The organism is Streptomyces sp. NPDC031340 (assembly GCF_055569945.1).
In genome coordinates, this window is the sequence record NZ_JBVIIE010000027.1 from 54,034 (window position 1) to 73,361 (window position 19,328).

A 19,328-nucleotide genomic window follows, 5' to 3' on the forward strand; every position below is an offset into this window, starting at 1 on the left:
CGGCGGGCCACGGTCCGCCCGCACGACCCCGCGATCCGCGATCCGCGACACCTCCGCGACCGCTCGTCCGACGCTCGGCGTGCCGCACGACGGTCAGGCGGCCGCGGCCGGTGTCCTCTTCGGTCGTCTCAGTCGTGGGGCACCACGGCCACCGGGGCGACCGCGTGGCGGAGCACCTCGTGGGTGACCGGGCCGACCTGGCGGGCGGCGGTCGCGCTTCGGCGGTTCCTGCGGCCGATCACGATCAGGGAGGCGTCCCGCGAGGCGTCGACGAGGTGCGCTCCCGCGTGTCCGACCACGGTCTCCTCGGTGACCTCGACGTCGGGGAACTTCTCCCGCCAGGGCCGCAGCAGGCTCTCCAGCCCGTCCTCCGGCCGCGCGGACGTGCCGGCGTGCGACGGCAGCCGGTGGCCGTGGACCACGCGCAGGCCGGTCGCGCGGCGCCGGGCGGCGTCGAAGGCGAACTCCAGCACGGCGTCGCCGGTGCGGTCGGCCAGCTCGACGCCGAGGACGACGTCGCGGTAGGGGGTGGCCGCCGAGGGGGTGCCGTCCGGGTCCGGCCGGTGCTCGTCCGGGGCCTCGGCACCGGCCCGCACGAGCACCACGGGTCCGTCGGCCCGGCCCGTCACGGCCGAGGCGACGGACCCGAGCAGGTGACCGGCGGCCCGGCCCAGCCCGCGTGATCCGAGGACCAGCAGGCCGGTCTCCCCGGCTGCCTCCACCAGGGCGGCGGCGGGCCGGCCGGCGAGCCGTTCGGCGGTGACGTCCAAGCCGGGGTGGCGGTGGGTCAGCGACGCCCGGACCTCCCGCAGCATCCGCTCGGTGCGGTCCTCGTCGGGCCGGGCGACCGCCTCCCCCGCGAACGGCACGTAGTCGGAGGGCTGTTGCTCTCCGGCGTACACGGCGCGCAGCGCGGCCGCCCGCAACCGGGCTTCCCTGGCTGCCCAGTCGGCGGCGGCGAGGCTCTCGGGCGAGCCGTCCAGGCCGACGGTGACGGTGCGGAACATGATCGGGCCTCCTTGGTGTCCGACCCCACTGTGCTGCCCCGCCCCCCGCCCCGGACAGGTCCACTGGTCCCCGAGTGACCCCTGAGGGTCCCGTGACGCCCCCCGGAAGGGCGGCCCGCACGACGCGATGCCCCCGCACGCGGCGCCGCGCCGCTGCGACCTGGCGCGGATCTTTCGGCCCGGTGCGGCGCCGCGGCACGCGCCCCGGGGCATCCCGCACAGCGACGGCTCACGCAACGCGCCACCCCGCGCGACCCGGCATCCCCTACGACGCGGCAGCACCGCACCCGGGTGCGGCCGGGGCGGCACAACACTGCGCCCCAGCAGGGCGCTCCGGCCCGACGCGGTGCCGTTGCCCTGGAACACGACATCCCTCGGGGCACGCGCGGCGCGGCGGCAGAGGCGCAGCCGACCCGCGCCCCGAGGCATCCCGTGCCCGACGGTCCACGCAACAGGACGACCCACGTGACGCGCCACCCCGTACGACGCGGTAACTTCGCGCCCAGGGGCGGCCGGAGCGACACGAGACGGCGCCCCGGCGCGGCGCGGCGGCCCGTGGGACAGCACATGCCGCGCGACGCAGCGGACCGTGCGGCGCAGCAGCCGACGCGGCGCTGCGGCCCATGCGCCGCAGCGGCACGAGCCCCGGGGTTTCCCCGGCACCGACTCCGTACGCGACGCCACGGCCCATGTGACGCGCCACCCCGTGCGACACGGCAGCCCGTACGACGCCGCAGCCCCGGGGCGGCCGGGGCCGCGCAACGCGACACCCCGACCCGGCTGCGGTGCCTCGGCCCATGGGACACCGCATCCCGCGCGGCGCGGTGGCACGTGCGGGCGGGCATGCGGAGGGCGCCGCCGCTGGGGGTGTTCCCTCAGCGGCGGCGCCCCGGTTCGGTGCGCATCGAGCGGTCAGAGGAGCCAGCGGTTACGGCTGACGAAGGGCAGCCGCGCCCACACCTTGCCCAGGCCCCAGGTGGCGCCGGCGCCCGCCGCCGCCAGGGCGATCAGCACGGCGGCGTAGATGACGTGGTAGTCGGTGAACGGGTTGGTCGACATGCTCAGCGACCCGTCCGAGAGCTGCTTGGCCGGCGGCCATTCCGCGATCCACATGAAGGCCATCATCAGCGTGCCCGCCACCGCCGCGAGACGCAGGGCCAGTCCCGAGATCAGCGCCACGCCGATGCCCAGCAGGCCGAGCATGAACAGCCAGTCCGCCCAGCCGGCGCCGGCCCAGTCGTGGAACGTCGACTCCATCGGGCCGACCGCCACCGAGCTCAGGAAGCCCTTGGTGGGCGAGCCGCCGTCGATCCAGCCCTTGCCGGACGGGGTGGCGTAGCCGAAGCCGAAGGTCTTGTCCAGGAACGCCCAGAGGAAGACGAAGCCGGTCAGCAGCCGCAGCCCGGCGAGAGCGTGCGCCACGGTCGCCGTCGACGCCGCGGTGTCCACGGTCTGCGGAGCGGTCGCGGCCTTGCGCTGGAACGAGAAGTGGAACCCGTGAAGACGCTGCGGGTGGTTGTGGACTGCCATGATCTTCATCCCCTCCGAGAGTGTCACTCGGGCTTTCCGAGCCCTTGTTGCACCTTCAATGTCTCGCGGCCGAGGCGGCTGCCGCAGGGGCTGCAAGGCCTGACCGCACAGTCCGAACGGCCCCCTGTGCCGGACCAGTTGGGGCCCGGCACAGCGCCCGTCACCGGTCCGTCGCGGGGACCAGCACCACGGGGCAGTGGGCGTGGTGCAGCAGGGTGTGCGCGACCGTGCCCAGGTGGGGGCCGAGCCGGCCGGCGCGACCGTGCGAGCCGATCACGACGACGGCGGCCTCGCGGGTGGCCTCCAGCAGCGCCTGGGCGGCGCCGGAGCGCACCGTGCGGGCGTCGACGCCCACCGTGGGGTGCTGTTCCTGCAGCCGGGCGAGGCTGAAGCGGGCCACCGCCTCCTCCGCCCGGTCCTGCTGCGCCATGCGCCGCTGGCCGGGGCTCGTCGCCGGGACCAGCGACGGCAGTTCCGGGGTGACGTGCGGGTGCTCCCAGGAGTGCAGGACGCGCAGCCACACGCCGCGGCGCTCCGCCTCCTCGAACGCGAAGGCGGCCGCGGTGACGTCGGTGTCGTCCTGCAGTCCGAGGAGCACCTCGTGGCCGGTGCCGAGCCGCTCGCCCCCGTCGGCCGACGCGGTCCCCGCGGTCTCCGGGTGGCAGACGTGGTCCCCGCGGACGATCATCAGGGGCCCGTGCACCTGCGCGGCCAGCCGCTGGCTCACCGAGCCGAACAGCGTCCCGGTGACCCCGCCGAAGCCGCGGGTGCCGACGACGGTGAGGGCGGCGCCCTCACTCTCGGCGGCCAGTTCCCGGGGGGCGCCGCCCTGCGCGGCCGTGGTGACGACCCGCAGGCCGGGGTGGCGTTCGCGGACCCGCGCGGCGGCCGACGCCAGGATCGGTCCCGCCTCGTCGCGGTCGGGCACCGCGTAGACGACGCGCAGTTCGGCGGAGCGCCGCGCGGCGTCGTCCGCGGCCAGGTCCAGAGCCCGTACGGCGGCCGGCGTGCCGTCCACGCCGACGACCACGTGGTGGAGTGTCATTGTCCCGTTTCCCTTCTGGTGCCGTTGTCTTCTCGTCCGGCGGGAAGGGGCCGCCGGAACCGGGGCTCGTGCCCGGCCGGACGGCTCGCGGGAATCCCGCTGCGGCTACGGGTCCGATGCTCGCGGCCCGGGGGCGCCGGGGGGCAGGGCCCGCGGGATCCGGCGGACATGCCGTACGGCCCCTTGTGAGGGGGCCGTACGGTCCCGGGCCGGGCCGGGGGGCGCGCTCAGGCGCTCAGGCGGGGATGTCGAGGTCGACGCCGTACAGGGTGCGTCCGGCGACCAGTTCGCGTCCGGTCACCAGCTCCGGCTCGATGCGGACGAAGACCTCACGCGGTGAGGCCACCCAGGAGCGGGGACCGGTGCGGGCCAGGCTCTCGTGCCGCGCGGGGTCGGTGACCACGGCGGCCCGTCCGGTGACGACGACGCTCCAGCCGGAGTGGGCGGCCGCGTCGACCTCGTCCGCCTCGAACGCGACGACCGCCTGGTCGATCGCCCGGACCAGTTCGGAGGCCGCCGAGGTGCGCAGCAGCACGGCGCCGTCCCCGTCGAGGCAGAAGTTCACCGGCAGCACCGCCGGCAGGGCCTTGCGCGTGTGGACGATACGGCCGACGGGGACCTTCGCCAGCAGACGCAGGCACTCCTGCCGATCGAGTTCGCGGAATCCGTCGTTGGGGTACATGGCCGCCCGTCTTTCAGCGCGTGGGGACCGCTCTGTGCGGCGGTATCGGGACAGGTCCATCATGTGTCGGCCGGGACCGCAGGCTTAGGGCCATGGGTCCCGACCAGGGTGGACAACAGCCCTTTCACACGGTCACACGGTGATCCGGCGCCCGGTCAGAGCGAGCAGCTCGATGCGCACCCACACCTCGCGCCGCCCGCCGGCCCAGGGTTCGCTGTAGGAGCCCTCGACCAGCCGGCGCACCTCGTCCGGTTCGGTCACGGTCCGGGCCAGGCCGCGGACCAGCACGCTCCAGCCCTGGCTGAAGACGTCGTCGATGCGGTCGACCTCGAAGGCCACCCGGCAGCCGGCCGCCTGCGCCGGAACGGTGCCGGGCGAGGTGCTGAAGACGATCGCGCCGTCGACCAGGCTGTAGTTGACGGGGACCACGAGGGGTCCCTCGACGGTGGGCACCGCGACGCGTCCCACGCCGTGCGTGGACAGCAGTGCGCGGCACTCCTGGACGCTGAGTTCGGTGAACTCCGCGTGGCGGGCCGCCCGGCCGGGGCCGGGCGGCGTGTCGGCCTCGCCGCCGGTGAGCTCAGTGATGGTGGTGCCGAGGACCTCCGCGAGCCTCAGCAGGGTGCCGGTGCCCGGTGCGGCGGCCGGCTGCTCCTCCAGGTACTGGAGGTAGCCGGGGGCCACGCCGGCCCGGGCGGCCGTCTCCTCGCGGCTGAGCCCGAGCCGGTTGCGCCTCCGTGCGAGACGGCGCCCGAGGTCGCCCGCCGCGAGGGCGTTCGGCGCGCCGGGACCCGCTGCTGTCATTCCCCGTCACTCCTTCCGGTCAAGTCCGGTGTCATGCCGTCCGGACGGCGACGGTCTCATGGCTCTCCTCACCGAGCACCACCTTGAGGGCGCCGGTGTCCGCGGCCCGCGCGAAGACGTCGTACGCCTCCTGCATCTCGTGCATCGGGAAGGTGTGGGTGACCAGCGCCTGCACGGGCAGCCGGCCGGCTGCCGCCATGCGCAGCAGGGTCGGCGTGGTGTTGGTGTCGACCAGGCCGGTGGTGATGGTCACGTTCTTGATCCACAGGTCTTCCAGGTGCAACGTCGCGGGGCTGCCGTGCACGCCGACGTTGGCGACGTGCCCGCCGGGGCGCACCATGCGCGTGCTCATCTCGAAGGTCGCCGGGAGGCCGACGGCCTCGATGACGACGTCGGCGCCGAGTCCGTCGGTGAGGTCGGCGATCAGTTGCTCGGGCGCCTCGCGGGCGTCGGCCACGGCGTCGGCGCCGAGCTGCTTGGCCGCGTCCAGCCGGGCGGGGGCCAGGTCGACGGCGACGATACGCTCGGGGCTGAACAGCCGGGCGGTGGCGATCGCGGCCAGTCCGACCGGGCCCGCCCCGACCACGGCGACGGTGTCGCCGGGCCGCACCTTCCCGTTGAGGACGCCCACCTCGTAGGCGGTGGGGAAGATGTCCGCCAGGAGCACCGCCTGGGTGGCGTCCAGCGTGCTGGGCAGCGCGTGCACGGACAGGTCGGCGTAGGGCACGCGGACGTACTCGGCCTGGGTGCCGTCGATCAGGTGGCCGAGGATCCAGCCCCCGCCGCCCCGGCACTGGCCGTACATCCCCGTTCGGCAGTAGGCGCAGCGTCCGCAGGCGCTGATGCAGGAGACCAGGACCCGGTCCCCCGGCCGTACGGTGCGCACGTCGCTGCCGGTCTCGACGACCTCGCCGACCGCCTCGTGGCCGAGGACGGTACCGGGCGGGCACTCGGGCACGTCGCCCTTGAGGATGTGCAGGTCCGTGCCGCAGATGGTGACGGCGTCGACGCGGACGATGGCGTCGGTCGCCTCCTGGATGCCGGGGTCCGGGACGTCCTCCCAGGAGGACTGGCCGGGGCCGTGGAAGACATAGCCCTTCATGGCGATCTTTCCCTCCTCGGTTCCCCGGGCCCGTGAGTCCGGGGTCACCGGATGCCGGTGCGGCGCCGGGATTGCCCCGCAGCTTCAGCTTGGGCCGCCACGGCCCTGCCCGCTTGGGCCGGTCGGCCCTGCGGGCGCCGCCGGACGGATCCTTACCGGCCCGGTTCTGCCCGTCCGGCCCAGTCCCGGCGCGACGCGGTGGGCCGATCGGCACTTCCCCGCGCGGGCCCCGGACAGCTTCGCTACGACCATGGCCGAAACCCACTCCAACCGCACGCCGGACCCCACCGTGCGCACTGTCGCCGGGACGACCGTCGTGGCGCTGCGCGGCGAGATCGACCTGCTCGTGACGCCGTCCCTGTCGGCCCGGTTCGACGCGCTGACGGCGCGGCCCGGCCCCGACGTGGTGGTGGACCTGCGGGCGGTGTCCTTCATCGACTGCTCCGGACTGGGAGTGCTCTGCCGGGTGCGCAACCGCGTCCTGGCGCGGCACGGCCGGCTGCGGCTGGTCTCCGACGATCCCGGCTTCCTTCGACTGCTGCGTCCCGTCGGCCTGGCGGGCGCCTTCCACGTGTGTACCCGCATGTCCGAGGCCCTCACGCCCGAGCCGGAGCCGGTGGGCCTGTCCGCCGCCGCGGGCTGAGAGCTGAGAGCCGGCGGCCGACGGCCGGCGACCGGCGACCGGTGGCTGGGGGCTGAACGGCCCAGCGCCGCGGGGAGGTGGGTCCCGGTCGGACCCCCGAAGGCGCCTGACCGGCCCATCCCCGCACGCCCCGCCGGGTGTCACCGTCGTGCCGTGACCACGAGGAGGAGGGGCAGGACAATGGGCGGCAGGTCTGGAAGGAAGAGGTTGTGGCGGTTCCGGAGCAATCCGCTGCGACGCCACGAGGACATCGTCGAGGCATGGATCGTGCTCGCCGTGTGGGCGGTCATCGCCATCGGCGGAGCCGTCGCCGGGATGGTCACGGCCGGTGCCGCCGGTGACGTGCTCGCCCAGCAGCGTGCGGAACGGCACTCCACCCGCGCCGTCCTGCTCGCCGACGTACCGAGCGGCTCGCCGGCCGGGGTGACGGCCGAGCGGGTCTCGGCCCGGGTCCGCTGGACGACGGCGGACGGCGCCACCCGCACCGGCAGGACCCTGGTGGACGCCGGTCAGCAGGCCGGTGCCCGGGTCGTGGTCTGGCTGGACTCCCGGGACGCACTCACCACCCAGCCGCCCGGGCCCACGGAGGCCCGTCTCGAGGCGGGCCTGCTGGGCGGGGCCGCCGGGCTGGCCGTCGCGGGCGCCGTCTTCGGCGCGGGCGCGCTGGCCCGCTGGCGCCTCGACCGCAAGCGTTTCGAGGAGTGGGGCAAGGAATGGGACCTGGTCGGCCCCACCTGGGGCCACAAGACCGGCTGACCACCACGCCCCCACCCCGGCCCATCAGCCGGGCCCCGGCCCGGCCGACCCCCACCACCCCACCTCCGGCCGAGAACCCCTCAGCCCGTGCCTCCGCCCCCGCGAGGCACGGGCTTCCTGGTGCCTGCGCGACCGCACGCCCGCACCACGCGACCGCATGACCCCGCACCGCACGACCCGTACCACGGCCGCACGGCCCCGTACCGCGGCCGCGGCCAGTAACGGGCCCGCCGCCGTGGCGGCGGGCGTCACTGGTTGGGCTGTGTGCGACGAGCGCCGCCGGTCCGCCGCGCTCGCCGAAGTGACCCCGGACGACGGCCGACCGGTGATGGTCAAGCGCGATGGGGTGACGATCCCGCCGTGCGGGCCGAGGAGGCCAGGCCGCGTCGGCCGGCCGAGACGGACACGGTGCCGGTGCCGCCCGGGCACGCACGCCCGCGACCGGCACCAGCCGGTGACCGCCCGCATGCCCACCGGCCGGACGACGCCGGGGACCACGCTGCGGGCTCGGGCGCGAGCCGGCCGCCCCGCACGCGGCGGGCGCGCTCGCGTTCGGGGCCCCGCCACCCGGTGGCCCCGCGGACCGCAGTCAGACCCGCGTCCGCTTCGACTCACCGCCAGGTTCAGCTCACCGTCAGGTTCAGCTCACCGTCAGGTCCGGGCGGACCAGCGTGCCGGAGCGGCCGTGCACGATCTCGTACGCGGCGTCCAGGGCGCCGATGGCGGCCAGCCCGCCGGTGCGGGCGACGAAGCGGGCGGCGGCCTCGGCCTTGGGCCCCATGGACCCGGCGTGGAAGCCGCCGCGGCGCAGCTCGGTGGGGGTGACGTCGAGGAGGGGCCGCTGTTCGGGGGTGCCGAAACCGGCGTAGACGCACGGCACGTCGGTGAGGATCAGCAGGAAGTCGGCCTTGAGGTCCTCGGCGAGCAGGGCGGCGGTGAGGTCCTTGTCGACGACGGCCTCCGCGCCGCTGAGCCCCCCGGTGACCCGGTCGGCGACGACGGGGACGCCCCCGCCGCCGGCGCACACGACCAGCGTGTCGCAGGCGAGCAGGTCGTGGATGGTCGGCGTCTCCAGGAACCGCTCGGGCGACGGTGAGGGGACCACCCGGCGCCAGCCGCCGGTGTCCTCGGCGATGTGCCAGCCGTGCTCCCTGGCCAGTGCACGGGCGTGCTCGCGCGAGTACACCTGGCCGACGAACTTGTCGGGCCGGGCGAAGGCGGGGTCGTCGGCCCGCACCAGGGTGTGGGTGACCACCGAGGCGATCTTGCGGCCGGGCAGCGCGTCGTGCAGGGCCCGCACCAGCAGGGAGCCGATCATGCCCTGGGTCTGGGCGCCGAGCAGGTCCAGCGGATAGGGGGCGCTCAGGGCGTGGTCGCTCGCGCTCTCCACCGCCAGCATGCCGATCTGGGGGCCGTTGCCGTGGGTGATCACCAGCTCGTTGTCCTGGGCGAGCGCGGCGATCGCGGTGGCCACCCGGACGATGTTGGCCGTCTGGATCTCCGCGTCGGGGCGTTCCCCCCGGTGCAGCAGGGCGTTGCCGCCGAGCGCGACGACGATACGCATGGTTCAGCCCTCCACAGTGGCCACGGGCGCGGCCTTGACGGTGTGCGGCCGGTTCTCGGTCTGGTCGGAGACGGTGGACGTGAGGTCGGCGTTCATGGAGTGCCCCCTTCGGCAGACGGCCGGGTCGCGTTCGACGGGGCAGCTCATGCAGCGCGGTCCGCCGCGTCCGCGGCCGAGCTCGGCGCCGGCGATGGTGACGATCTCGATGCCCTGCTTGCGCAGGCAGGTGTTGGTGGTGACGTTGCGCTCGCAGCCGACGACGACGCCGGGGGCGAGGACGTGGACGTCGCCGCCTTCCAGTGTGCCCGCGGCGCCGCCGAGGACGGGCTCGGGAGCGGCGTCGCAGGACATGGCTGTGCTCCCTGTGCTGGTCGCTGCGGGTGTGCCTGGCGAGAACGATCCTGCTGCCCGGGACCGGGCCGGGTGAGTGGCCGCAGGTCCCCGGACGTGCCCGTTGGTCCCGGGGCGCACGGCCGCCCGGCCCCTGTCCCGCGCTGCGTCAGATGAGTTCCAGCCCGCCGTCGACGGTGATCACCTGGCCGGTCGCATACCGCTGCCACGACAATCGCACATCACAGTGTCAAAACACTGTGCCGATGTATGGCGTTTCAACAGTGTGACGGCTCGTCCGCGCACCGCCGGGCGGCCGTGCCCGTCACCGGCTCGCTCGGGCTCGCCTCACGTGACCTTGACAGCCGCAAGGCCGATACTGCCTCTGTAGGACTCCAGCCGGCATGCCGTCGATCCACCGAAGGGCTGACACCGCGTCACCGACGTCAGCCCACTAGGAGATTTCCATGAAGATGCTGATCAACGTCGCTGAGACCGTGGTCGCGGACGCGCTGCGGGGCATGGCGGCCGCCCACCCCGAGCTGACCGTCGACGTGGAGAACCGCGTGATCGTACGGCGGGACGCTCCGGTGGCCGGGAAGGTCGCCCTGGTCTCCGGCGGCGGGTCCGGGCACGAGCCGCTGCACGGCGGGTTCGTGGGCCCCGGGATGCTCTCGGCGGCGTGCCCGGGCGAGGTGTTCACGTCTCCGGTGCCGGACCAGATGGTGCGGGCGGCGGCGGCCGTGGACAGCGGCGCGGGGGTGCTGTTCGTGGTGAAGAACTACACCGGTGACGTGCTCAACTTCGACATGGCGGCCGAACTCGCCGAGGACGAGGGCATCCAGGTCGCCAAGGTGCTCGTCAACGACGACGTGGCGGTGACCGACAGCCTCTACACGGCCGGGCGGCGCGGCACCGGGGCGACGCTGTTCGTGGAGAAGATCGCGGGCGCCGCCGCGGACGAGGGGCAGCCGCTGGAGCGGGTGGAGGCGATCGCCCGGCAGGTCAACGACAACGCGCGCAGTTTCGGCGTGGCGCTCACCGCCTGCACCACGCCGGCCAAGGGCAGCCCGACCTTCGACCTGCCGGCCGGCGAGCTGGAGCTGGGCGTCGGCATCCACGGCGAACCCGGCCGGGAGCGGCGGGCGATGATGACCTCGCGCGAGATCGCCGACTTCGCCGTGCACGCCGTGCTGGACGACCTCCCCCCGCGCAACCCCGTGCTGGTCCTGGTCAACGGCATGGGCGCCACTCCGCTGCTCGAGCTGTACGGCTTCAACGCCGAGGTGCAGCGAGTGCTAGCCGAGCGTGGCGTCGCCGTCGCCCGCACACTCGTCGGCAACTACGTCACCTCCCTCGACATGGCGGGCGCCTCGGTGACCCTGTGCCAGGTCGACGAGGAACTGCTCAGGCTGTGGGACGCGCCGGTCCGCACCCCGGCGCTGCGCTGGGGTATATGACCGGCGACGCCCCGCGCCGACCCATCTACCACGCAAGGAGATCCCGTGCTCGACGCCGACTTCTTCCGCCGCTGGATGACGGTCACCGCCGCGTCCGTGGACCGCGAGGCGGAACGGCTCACCGCCCTCGACTCCCCCATCGGCGACGCCGACCACGGCAGCAATCTGCAGCGCGGGTTCAAGGCCGTCGTCGTCGCGTTGGAGAAGGAGGCCCCGGACACGCCGGGCGCGGTCCTCGTGCTCGCCGGGCGGCAGCTGATCTCCACGGTCGGCGGCGCGTCGGGGCCGCTGTACGGCACACTGCTGCGCCGGACCGGCAAGGCGCTCGGGGACGTCGCGGAGGTGAGCGAGGCGCGGTTGACCGAGGCACTGCGGGCCGGGGTGGACGCGGTCATGGCGCTCGGGGGCGCGGCGCCGGGCGACAAGACCATGATCGACGCGCTGGTGCCGGCCGTGGACGCCCTCGGCGACGGCTTCGCCGTGGCGCGGTCCGCCGCGGAGGAGGGGGCGCTGGCGACGACGCCGATGCAGGCCCGCAAGGGCCGGGCGAGCTATCTGGGTGAACGCAGCATCGGCCACCAGGATCCCGGCGCCACGTCGTCGGCGCTGCTCGTCGCGGGGCTCGCGGAGGCCGCCGGTGAGTGAGGAGAAGGACGCGAAGGCGGTCGGCATCGTACTGGTGTCGCACAGCGCGGAGGTGGCGGCGGCCGTGGCGGAGCTGGCGAAGGGCCTCGCGGGCGGGGCGGCGTCGGTGCCGGTCGCGGCGGCGGGCGGCACCGAGGGCGGCGGTCTGGGCACGAGCGCGGAACTGATCGCCGCGGCGGCCGCGTCCGTGGACCGCGGAGCCGGCGTCGCGGTGCTGACCGACCTGGGCAGCGCGGTCCTCACCGTCAAGGCGCTGCTCGCGGAGGGCGACGAACTCCCGGACGGCACACGCCTGGTGGACGCCCCGTTCGTGGAGGGCGCGGTGGCCGCCGTGGTCACCGCGGCGACGGGCGCCGGCCTCGACGCGGTGGCGGCGGCGGCCGCGGAGGCGTACACGTACCGGAAGGTCTGACGGACCGCCACACGGCCGCGGCGCGGTCCGCGCACGGCAGCGACAGCGGAGGCGGGCCGGGGGCTCAGGACGCTCCCCGGGCCGGCCGCCCGAGGAGCGGGCCGCCGCCGTCGTGTTCCTCGCCTCGGACGCGGCCGACGGCGTCGACGGCGCGGTCCTGCCGGCCGCCGGACGGCCCCGGGGACTGTCTGCCGCGTCACCGGCCGGTCATGAACTTCAGGGCCAGCCGCTCCCCCGCCGTCACGGCCGCCCCGCGGCTCTGGATGGGACGTGCGAGCGTCCGCTTGAAGACGATGTAGGTGACCCCGGAGGACACGCCCCCGCCCCGCGGGTCCGGGCGGATGCCGAGGCCCGCGGCGGTGGCGTAGGACGCCTCGCCGATGATGCCCTCGGGGCCGATGTCGCCCACCACCGCGTACTGCACGCGGTCGCGGTAGACGACGGCGGCGACCGACCCGCCGCGGATGCCGTGCCTGCGGTGGTCCCAGATGCGGCTGGCGGCGGGCACCACGATGTACGGCAGGCGTTCGGCGCTCAGGTGACGGCCGTCGGACTGCGTGAAGGCGGTGGCGGTGGAGAAGGCGGGATCGGTGTCGCTGTTGCAGCGCGGGCCGGGGCGCCCGTCGCAGTCGATGTCGAGGTCGGCCTTCCAGTAGACCGCGTCGCGGGTGCCGCACACCCGGATGTTCGCCGGCCGGCCCGCGTCACTGCGGTAGCGGCCCCGGGAGACCTGGACGCAGGGGCGCGCCCTGGCCAGCAGGGCTGCGGCGGTGACCGGGGTGTGCCGCCACGCCGCCGGCGTCTGCTGGACGCGGTGGTGGGCGGCGGCCGGGGGAACCGTCGGGGCGAGCAGGGCGGCGCTTGCCGCGGCCAGCGTCAGCGACTGGACACGCACGATGGGGAAGCCTCTCCTGGGGGACACTGACAGACACCCGGCCCACTCTGATGACCTTCCCCGCGCGCGGCCACCGCTGGGGGGCCGTATGGTGCAACCCTGTAACCGGACAGGGGCCGGGCGCCTGAGCCTGCGTCGGCTCCGGCTGCCCGGCCGCCCGCGTCCGGCGCGGGATCAGCGACGACAGCGGCCCGCGCCACCGGCGAGAACTCCCCAGCCCTCAGGGGAAGTTCGCCGTGAGGAGCTTCAGCATACGTAACTCCCGTGGTCATCGGCCAACGACGGCCTCTTGCCGCGGTCCCACCCGCGACGCCATATTGGTCCGGACCATTGCCGCCGTACCGCCCCGGGAGGCACAGCCGTGCGTCGCGCCGCCGTTCTCCCGTGCCGCCTGCTCGCCCTGTGCGCCGTCCTGTGCGCCGTTCTGGCGCCGGTCGCGTCCTGCGGCCGGGGCGGCGCCGGCGACGAGGACCGGCTCCCCGGCGCGCCCGGCGGCGTCACCGCCACGGCGGGCAGCGCCACCAGCGTGCACGTCATGTGGAACGCGGTGCCCGCGGATCCCGGCATCCGCGCCTACGAGGTGTACCGGGGCGCCACCAGGGCGGCGCGGGTGCCGGGGTCCGCGCACATGGTGGACGTCACCAGGCTCAGGCCGTCCACCACGTACGTGTTCACCGTGCGGGCCCGCGACGCAGCGGGGCGGCTCGGGCCGCCCAGCAGGGCGGTGCGGGCGAGGACCCCCGCGGCCGTGGCGTCGGACGCCACGCCGCCGACCAGGCCGGGCCGCACCCGGGGCCGCACGGCGGGCAGCCGGGCGGTCCAGCTGTCCTGGTCCGCGTCGAGGGACGACCGTGGCGTGGTGTCGTACGACGTCTGGCAGGGCGGCGCGAAGATCCACAGCGTGGGCGGTGGCCAACGGGCGGCCGTGGTCACCGGACTGCGGCCGGGCACCCGCTACTCCTTCAGCGTGCGGGCCCGCGACGCGGCCGGCAACGTCTCACCGCCCGGCGCCGCCGTCCGCCTGACCACTCCCGGCTCCGACGACGGCCGGGCCACCGCGCCCACCGGCTTCCGCGCGGGCACGCACCGCGCCGGCGGGGCGTACTACATCGACCTGAGCTGGGTCCCACCGCGCACCGACGGCCCGGTCACGCGGTACGAGATCCGCCTCGACGGCCGCAGGGCCACCTCGCTGGTCTTCGGCGGCGACCCGCCGCACGGCCGGGCGGCCTACAGCTTCTACGCGGGCCGGGAGGCCGGGGTCGGCCACCGGGTGCGGATCCGGGCCGGACTGCCCGACGGCACCTGGGGCGGCTGGTCGGCGCAGCGGTCGGTGACCACGGGACCCGGCCCCGCCACGCGGCCCTGACGGGGGCCTGAGGACCGGCCCGCGGAACGGCTGCGGAGGACGGCGGGGGTAACCCGGACGGTGGGACGCGTCACCCGCCCGGCGGCCGTCCGCATGCGGGAGGCGGCCGGGGCACGTTGGCTTCCCGTTAAGGCAGCACGGGCGTTCCCCGATCCTCGGCGGCGCAAGGGATGTACCGCCAACCGTGCCGCCGGAAGGCAGTGGACATGAGCAACTCAACGCCACCCGTTCCCCGTTCGCTCCTGACCGCGGCAGCCGCCGCCGCGCTCCCGCTCGCCCTGGCCGCCGGTCCGGCCGTGGCCCAGGGGTCGGGAATCTCGGTCAGTACCAGCGGCTCCACGGTCTCCGTGACGACCACCGCCTGCTCCCGGACCAGCGGCAGCGGCAGCCTGGGCACCGCCTCCCTGCTCACCAGCGGCCAGACGAGCTTCGCCCAGGGCCGGCAGGTGGCGCTGTCCGGCAACACCGCCCTGCAGTCGGCGGCCTGGCAGGGTGTGGCCCCCGGCACGTACACCGTGATCGTCATGTGCTCGTTCGACAACAGCATCGCGGGCACGCAGTCCGTCGTCGTCTCCGCCGCCACTCCCACCGTCACTCCGACGATCTCGGCCACGGCCACGGCCTCGCCGTCACGCGGGGTCATGGGCGGGCTCGGCGGCGCCGTGCGGGACTACGGCCCGGTGACGCTGGGGGTGGGCAGCGCCCTGGTCGGCGCGGGCGTCATCGCCACCGGCTGGTATCTGCGCCGCCGTTCCAAGCCGCACCGCCTGTGACCGCGCGACGGTCACCGCACGGCCGAGTCCGCACGGCCGGGACCGCACGACTGTCACCGCACGCCCGAGACCGCACGCCCGGGCCCCCGGCGGCGCTCATACCGCCGGGGGGCCGGGCAGTTCGGCGAACTCCTCCAGGGCGTGCGTGAGCCACTGTGCCCAGAAGGTCTCCAGGTCGATGCCGGCGCGCAGCACGAGGTGCCGCAGCCGGTCCTGGGCGCCGTCCCTGCCGGGCGGGAAGTCGCGCTTCTCGATCTCCTCGTACTCGGCCAACTGCCGCCGGTGCAGGTCGAGATGGCGGCGCAGGTCGTCCTCCAGGCCCGCGGTCCCCACCACGGCCGCCGCGCGCAGCCGCAGAAACAGCGGGTCGCGCAGCGGCCGCGGGTCCTGCGGTGCGGCGGTCCAGCGGGCCAGTTCGGCGCGGCCCGCGGGCAGCACCTCGTAGCGCTTCTTCTGCCCGCGGGCCGGCTGCTCGGACGGCAGGGCCCGGATGTGGCCCTCGGCCTCCAGCTTTCCCAGCTCGCGATAGATCTGCTGATGCGTCGCCGACCAGAAGTAGCCGATCGACCGGTCGAACCGGCGGGTCAGCTCCAGCCCCGAGGACGGCTTTTCCAGCAGGGCGGTGAGGATCGCGTGCGGGAGTGACATGAGGTCATCCTAGGGACGGCGGGTCCCGCCGGATCAGAGGGCGGCCGCGACCTCGGTGCCCTGCTTGACGGCGCGCTTGGCGTCCAGTTCGGCGGCGATGTCGGCGCCGCCGATCAGGTGCGCGGTGCGGCCCGCGGCGACCAGCTCCTCGTACAGGTCGCGGCGCGGTTCCTGGCCGGTGCACAGCACGATCGTGTCGACGGGCAGGACGGTGCTCTCCTCCCCGATGGTGACGTGCAGTCCGGCGTCGTCGATGCGGTCGTAGCGCACGCCGGGAACCATCGTCACGCCGCGGTGCTTGAGCTCGGTGCGGTGGATCCAGCCGGTGGTCTTGCCGAGGCCGGCGCCGACCTTGCTGGTCTTGCGCTGCAGCAGGTGGACGGTGCGCGGCGGGGCGGCCCGCTCGGGTTCGGTGAGCCCGCCGGGCGCGCGGTAGTCCATGTCGACGCCCCAGTGGCGGAAGTACGTCGCCGGGTCCTCGCTCGCCTTGTCGCCCGCGTCGGTGAGGAACTCGGCGACGTCGAAGCCGATGCCGCCGGCGCCGAGGATCGCGACGCGGTCGCCGACGGGCGCGCCGTCGCGCAGGACGTCGAGGTAGCCGACCACGCTGGGGTGGTCCACGCCGGGGATGTCGGGGACGCGGGGGGTGACGCCGGTGGCGACGACGACCTCGTCGTAGTCGGTGAGGTCCGCGGCGGAGACCCAGGTGTCCAGCCGTATGTCGACGCCCTCCGCGGCGAGCCGGTGGCGGAAGTAGCGCAGCGTCTCGTCGAACTCCTGCTTGCCGGGGACCCGGCGGGCGACGTTGAGCTGGCCGCCGATCTCGCTCCCGGCGTCGAACAGGGTGACGTCGTGGCCGCGTTCGGCGGCGCCCACCGCGCAGGCGAGTCCGGCCGGGCCCGCGCCGACGACGGCGACGCGCTTCTTCAGCCGGGTCGGGGCGAGGACCAGCTCGGTCTCGTGGCAGGCGCGCGGGTTGACCAGGCAGGAGGTGATCTTGCCGCTGAAGGTGTGGTCGAGGCAGGCCTGGTTGCAGCCGATGCAGGTGTTGATGGCCTCGGGCGTGCCGGCGGCGGCCTTGGCGACGAAGTCGGGGTCGGCGAGCATCGGACGGGCCATCGACACCATGTCCGCGCAGCCCGAGGCGAGCAGTTCCTCGGCGACCTCGGGGGTGTTGATGCGGTTGGTGGTGACGAGCGGGACGGACACCTCGCCCATGAGCCGCTTGGTGACCCAGGTGTAGGCGCCGCGCGGCACCGAGGTGGCGATGGTGGGGATGCGGGCCTCGTGCCAGCCGATGCCGGTGTTGATGATCGTGGCCCCGGCCGCCTCGACCGCCTTGGCGAGGGTGACCACCTCTTCCAGCGACGACCCGCCCGGCACCAGGTCCAGCATGGACAGCCGGTAGATGATGACGAAGTCCTCGCCGACGGCCTCGCGCACCCGCCGGACGATCTCGACGGGGAAGCGCATGCGGTTGTCGTAGGAGCCGCCCCAGCGGTCGGTGCGGTGGTTGGTCCGCGCGGCGATGAACTCGTTGATGAGGTAGCCCTCGGAGCCCATGATCTCGACGCCGTCGTATCCGGCGGTGCGGGCGAGGCGGGCGGCGCGGGCGTAGTCCTCGACGGTCCGCTCGACCTCGGCCTCGGTGAGCTCGCGCGGCACGAAGGGGCTGATCGGGGCCTGGAGCGGGCTCGGCGCGACCAGGTCGGCGTGGTAGGCGTACCGGCCGAAGTGCAGGAGCTGCATCGCGATCCGGCCGCCCTCGCGGTGCACGGCCTCGGTGACCACGCGGTGCCGCTCGGCCTCCGCCTCGGTGGTGAGCTTCGCGCCGCCCTCGTACGGCCGGCCCTCCTCGTTGGGCGCGATGCCGCCGGTGACGATCAGGCCCACTCCGCCGCGGGCGCGCTCGGCGTAGAACGCCGCCATGCGCTCGAAGCCGCCCTCGGCCTCCTCCAGGCCGACGTGCATGGAGCCCATCAGGACGCGGTTGGGGAGTGTGGTGAAGCCGAGGTCGAGCGGGCTCAGCAGGTGCGGGTAACGGCTCATCGGGCCCTCCGTGCGCGGTGTGGTGCCTCAGTTGTAGAGGACTCCGCGCCGATTGTGCAACTAGTTGCACAACCGTGGGGGCGTGACGCGGACCACCGTCGCCGGCGGTGGTCCGCGGCCGTCTCGCGTCACAGGCTCGTGAGCCGCAGGTGGACGTCGCGCTCCTGGTCGCCGGAGGCGCCGGTGAGGTCCCGCACCGAGAACAGCGAGCCGAGGGTCGTGCGCAGCCGGTCCACCGCCCAGTAGCCGCCCTGGACGTCCGCGGTGACGGTGCCGGAGAGGTGGGCGGGCGCGCAGCTCCCGCGCGTGTCGGTGACGTCGAACGTGCCGAGCCACACCGTCGGCCGTGTCTCGTCCAGTCGCTCCGGCACGTCCTCGGCGCACCGGTCGGACGCGAAGCAGGCGCACAGGGTGTCGAACACGGTCCGGGCGTCCTCCTCGCTGCAGTCGCTGATCTCGACGGAGACCGATTCCGGATGCCTGTCCATCGTGGTCGCTCCTTCCGTGGGCGGGCCGGGGCCCCACGGGACCGTCTCCCCGTACGGCCGCGCCCCACCCACCAGAAAAGCACCACATCAGCGCGCGGGCATCAGCGCGGAGGCGTCGCGCGGGCGCGGCCCCCGCCGCTCAGCCGCGGGTGAACCGGTACGTCTTGCTGTCGGTCAGCACGCAGAAACCGGGGGACACCACGATCACCCGCAGCGTGCCGGTCCGGCGGTCGTAGTCGATGCCCTCCGCCTCGAACGTGCCCGAGCAGGCGCTGCGCAGTGGCAGTTGCCGCAGGGCCGTGACCTGGCCGGTGACGTCCGAGGTGCCGCTCGGCGGCGCGGACAGGCCGATCTGGAGCAGCGGCTTGGTGACTCCGAACAGGGTGCCGTCGGGGTCGTCCGAGGAGCACAGCAGCGTCGTCGGGCCGGAGAAGTCGCAGCCCTGCACGTCCCGCACGGCGTGGTCGAGGCGGACGGTGGATACCTGGGGCAGGTTCGCCGAGGGCGAGGTGGACGGGTTGACGCCCGGGGTGGGGAAGACCAGCAGCCGGTTCATGGTGCCGTACTCGCCCGCCAGCATCCACTGGCCGTCGGGCGAGACGGCGACCCAGGAGTTGTTGAGCGCCTCGCCGGAGCCGAGCGCGTGCGTGTACTCGGACCAGGTACCGTCCGGGGCCTGCACGCGGAACATCTTCGCCGCGCCGTCGTCCCGCTGGTACGGCTCGATGTAGTGGCCGTCGTAGGAGGCGTCGGGGTCGCCGACGTGGTTCCAGCCGCGGCTGCTCACGCCGAGGGGGATGGTGCCGATGCCGGTGTAACGGTTGGCGCTGCCGGCCGGGACCTCGACGGAGGTCAGGCCCTGGCTCTCGGTCAGCGGGTCGGCGCGGTCGGAGCCCACCTCGGTCCAGGTGTCGGCGGCCGAGGCGGCCGGAGCGTCGGACAGGACGGCCAGCACGGCGAGGGCGGCGAGAGCGGCCGACGTGGCGGTACGGCGTCGCCGGGTGCGCAGCGGCATAGAGGGTTCCTCCATGGGGGCGTGGGGTCGGCGGACAGTCTGGCGCGCCCGGATAGTCATGTACAGACCAATGAGCGAACGCGGGGCGTCGGCCTTCGGAACGGCCCGCCC

Annotated in this window: 19 protein-coding genes and 1 pseudogene; 7 read left to right on the forward strand and 13 right to left on the reverse strand. The window is 74.7% G+C overall.

Going from position 1 to position 19,328, the window contains the following annotated elements; translation table 11 throughout:
* Nucleotides 1-128: 128 nt before the first annotated feature.
* The 6 genes from ACZ5GT_RS21945 to ACZ5GT_RS21970 all read right to left on the reverse strand — a co-directional run bounded on the left by ACZ5GT_RS21945 (nucleotide 129) and on the right by ACZ5GT_RS21970 (nucleotide 6,170).
* Nucleotides 129-1,007 (reverse strand): universal stress protein, encoded by an 879-nt coding sequence (locus ACZ5GT_RS21945; RefSeq protein WP_469027613.1) that lies wholly within the window; start codon nucleotides 1,005-1,007, stop codon nucleotides 129-131.
* Nucleotides 1,008-1,919: 912 nt separating this feature from the next.
* Entirely contained in the window at nucleotides 1,920-2,537 is a 618-nt protein-coding gene (locus ACZ5GT_RS21950; protein ID WP_469027839.1) for a DoxX family membrane protein, read from the reverse strand.
* Between the two features lie 160 nt (nucleotides 2,538-2,697).
* A complete protein-coding gene (locus ACZ5GT_RS21955; RefSeq protein WP_469027616.1) occupies nucleotides 2,698-3,582 on the reverse strand; it encodes a universal stress protein in 885 nt (294 codons plus the stop codon).
* A 235-nt stretch (nucleotides 3,583-3,817) separates the two neighbouring features.
* On the reverse strand, nucleotides 3,818-4,264 hold the full coding sequence (locus tag ACZ5GT_RS21960) for a pyridoxamine 5'-phosphate oxidase family protein (RefSeq protein WP_469027619.1): 447 nt from the start codon (nucleotides 4,262-4,264) through the stop codon (nucleotides 3,818-3,820).
* A gap of 132 nt (nucleotides 4,265-4,396) precedes the next feature.
* Entirely contained in the window at nucleotides 4,397-5,068 is a 672-nt protein-coding gene (locus tag ACZ5GT_RS21965) for a helix-turn-helix domain-containing protein (protein WP_469027622.1), read from the reverse strand.
* A gap of 31 nt (nucleotides 5,069-5,099) precedes the next feature.
* Nucleotides 5,100-6,170: a zinc-dependent alcohol dehydrogenase family protein gene (locus ACZ5GT_RS21970; RefSeq protein ID WP_469027625.1), complete on the reverse strand. Its 1,071-nt coding sequence runs from the start codon at nucleotides 6,168-6,170 to the stop codon at nucleotides 5,100-5,102.
* A gap of 250 nt (nucleotides 6,171-6,420) precedes the next feature.
* On the opposite strand from ACZ5GT_RS21970, the gene ACZ5GT_RS21975 reads away from it, so the two are divergent.
* Both ACZ5GT_RS21975 and ACZ5GT_RS21980 read left to right on the forward strand, forming a co-directional pair.
* Entirely contained in the window at nucleotides 6,421-6,813 is a 393-nt protein-coding gene (locus ACZ5GT_RS21975; RefSeq protein ID WP_469027629.1) for an STAS domain-containing protein, read from the forward strand.
* Between the two features lie 207 nt (nucleotides 6,814-7,020).
* The gene (locus tag ACZ5GT_RS21980; protein WP_469027632.1) at nucleotides 7,021-7,569 is read left to right on the forward strand and encodes an Rv1733c family protein; all 549 of its coding nucleotides are present in this window, start codon (nucleotides 7,021-7,023) and stop codon (nucleotides 7,567-7,569) included.
* A gap of 640 nt (nucleotides 7,570-8,209) precedes the next feature.
* Here the strand turns inward: ACZ5GT_RS21980 and ACZ5GT_RS21985 are convergent.
* Nucleotides 8,210-9,133 carry a carbamate kinase gene (locus ACZ5GT_RS21985; RefSeq protein WP_469027635.1) on the reverse strand — a complete coding sequence of 308 codons (924 nt, stop codon included), beginning with the start codon at nucleotides 9,131-9,133 and terminating at the stop codon, nucleotides 8,210-8,212.
* 120 nt (nucleotides 9,134-9,253) lie between these two features.
* Nucleotides 9,254-9,409 (reverse strand): annotated as a pseudogene (locus ACZ5GT_RS21990) (arginine deiminase family protein); the annotation flags it as partial.
* Between the two features lie 521 nt (nucleotides 9,410-9,930).
* On the opposite strand from ACZ5GT_RS21990, the gene dhaK reads away from it, so the two are divergent.
* From dhaK to ACZ5GT_RS22005, 3 genes are read left to right on the forward strand one after another with little or no spacing between them, the layout of a single operon-like run.
* Nucleotides 9,931-10,923: a dihydroxyacetone kinase subunit DhaK gene (gene dhaK / locus ACZ5GT_RS21995; RefSeq protein ID WP_469027638.1), complete on the forward strand. Its 993-nt coding sequence runs from the start codon at nucleotides 9,931-9,933 to the stop codon at nucleotides 10,921-10,923.
* A gap of 45 nt (nucleotides 10,924-10,968) precedes the next feature.
* Entirely contained in the window at nucleotides 10,969-11,568 is a 600-nt protein-coding gene (gene dhaL, locus ACZ5GT_RS22000) for a dihydroxyacetone kinase subunit DhaL (protein WP_469027641.1), read from the forward strand.
* Complete coding sequence (locus ACZ5GT_RS22005) at nucleotides 11,561-11,980, forward strand: PTS sugar transporter subunit IIA domain-containing protein (protein ID WP_469027644.1); 420 nt, start codon at nucleotides 11,561-11,563, stop codon at nucleotides 11,978-11,980. Before dhaL ends, ACZ5GT_RS22005 begins: the two co-directional genes overlap by 8 nt.
* A gap of 196 nt (nucleotides 11,981-12,176) precedes the next feature.
* On the opposite strand, the gene ACZ5GT_RS22010 is transcribed toward ACZ5GT_RS22005, so the two are convergent.
* Nucleotides 12,177-12,875 carry a glycoside hydrolase family 75 protein gene (locus ACZ5GT_RS22010; RefSeq protein WP_469027647.1) on the reverse strand — a complete coding sequence of 233 codons (699 nt, stop codon included), beginning with the start codon at nucleotides 12,873-12,875 and terminating at the stop codon, nucleotides 12,177-12,179.
* A gap of 361 nt (nucleotides 12,876-13,236) precedes the next feature.
* Between ACZ5GT_RS22010 and ACZ5GT_RS22015 the strand changes: the two genes are divergently transcribed.
* Nucleotides 13,237-14,244, forward strand: coding sequence for a fibronectin type III domain-containing protein (locus ACZ5GT_RS22015; protein WP_469027650.1), 1,008 nt, complete (start codon nucleotides 13,237-13,239; stop codon nucleotides 14,242-14,244).
* Between the two features lie 206 nt (nucleotides 14,245-14,450).
* Nucleotides 14,451-15,017: a hypothetical protein gene (locus ACZ5GT_RS22020; protein ID WP_469027653.1), complete on the forward strand. Its 567-nt coding sequence runs from the start codon at nucleotides 14,451-14,453 to the stop codon at nucleotides 15,015-15,017.
* A 96-nt stretch (nucleotides 15,018-15,113) separates the two neighbouring features.
* Here ACZ5GT_RS22020 and ACZ5GT_RS22025 read toward each other — a convergent pair whose 3' ends face one another.
* The 4 genes from ACZ5GT_RS22025 to ACZ5GT_RS22040 all read right to left on the reverse strand — a co-directional run bounded on the left by ACZ5GT_RS22025 (nucleotide 15,114) and on the right by ACZ5GT_RS22040 (nucleotide 19,217).
* Complete coding sequence (locus ACZ5GT_RS22025; RefSeq protein WP_469027657.1) at nucleotides 15,114-15,665, reverse strand: PadR family transcriptional regulator; 552 nt, start codon at nucleotides 15,663-15,665, stop codon at nucleotides 15,114-15,116.
* A 33-nt stretch (nucleotides 15,666-15,698) separates the two neighbouring features.
* Nucleotides 15,699-17,714, reverse strand: a complete 2,016-nt coding sequence (locus ACZ5GT_RS22030) for an NADPH-dependent 2,4-dienoyl-CoA reductase (protein ID WP_469027663.1) — start codon at nucleotides 17,712-17,714, stop codon at nucleotides 15,699-15,701.
* A 128-nt stretch (nucleotides 17,715-17,842) separates the two neighbouring features.
* Nucleotides 17,843-18,202, reverse strand: coding sequence for a hypothetical protein (locus ACZ5GT_RS22035; RefSeq protein WP_469027667.1), 360 nt, complete (start codon nucleotides 18,200-18,202; stop codon nucleotides 17,843-17,845).
* A gap of 139 nt (nucleotides 18,203-18,341) precedes the next feature.
* Nucleotides 18,342-19,217 carry a hypothetical protein gene (locus tag ACZ5GT_RS22040; RefSeq protein ID WP_469027671.1) on the reverse strand — a complete coding sequence of 292 codons (876 nt, stop codon included), beginning with the start codon at nucleotides 19,215-19,217 and terminating at the stop codon, nucleotides 18,342-18,344.
* Nucleotides 19,218-19,328 lie beyond the last annotated feature (111 nt).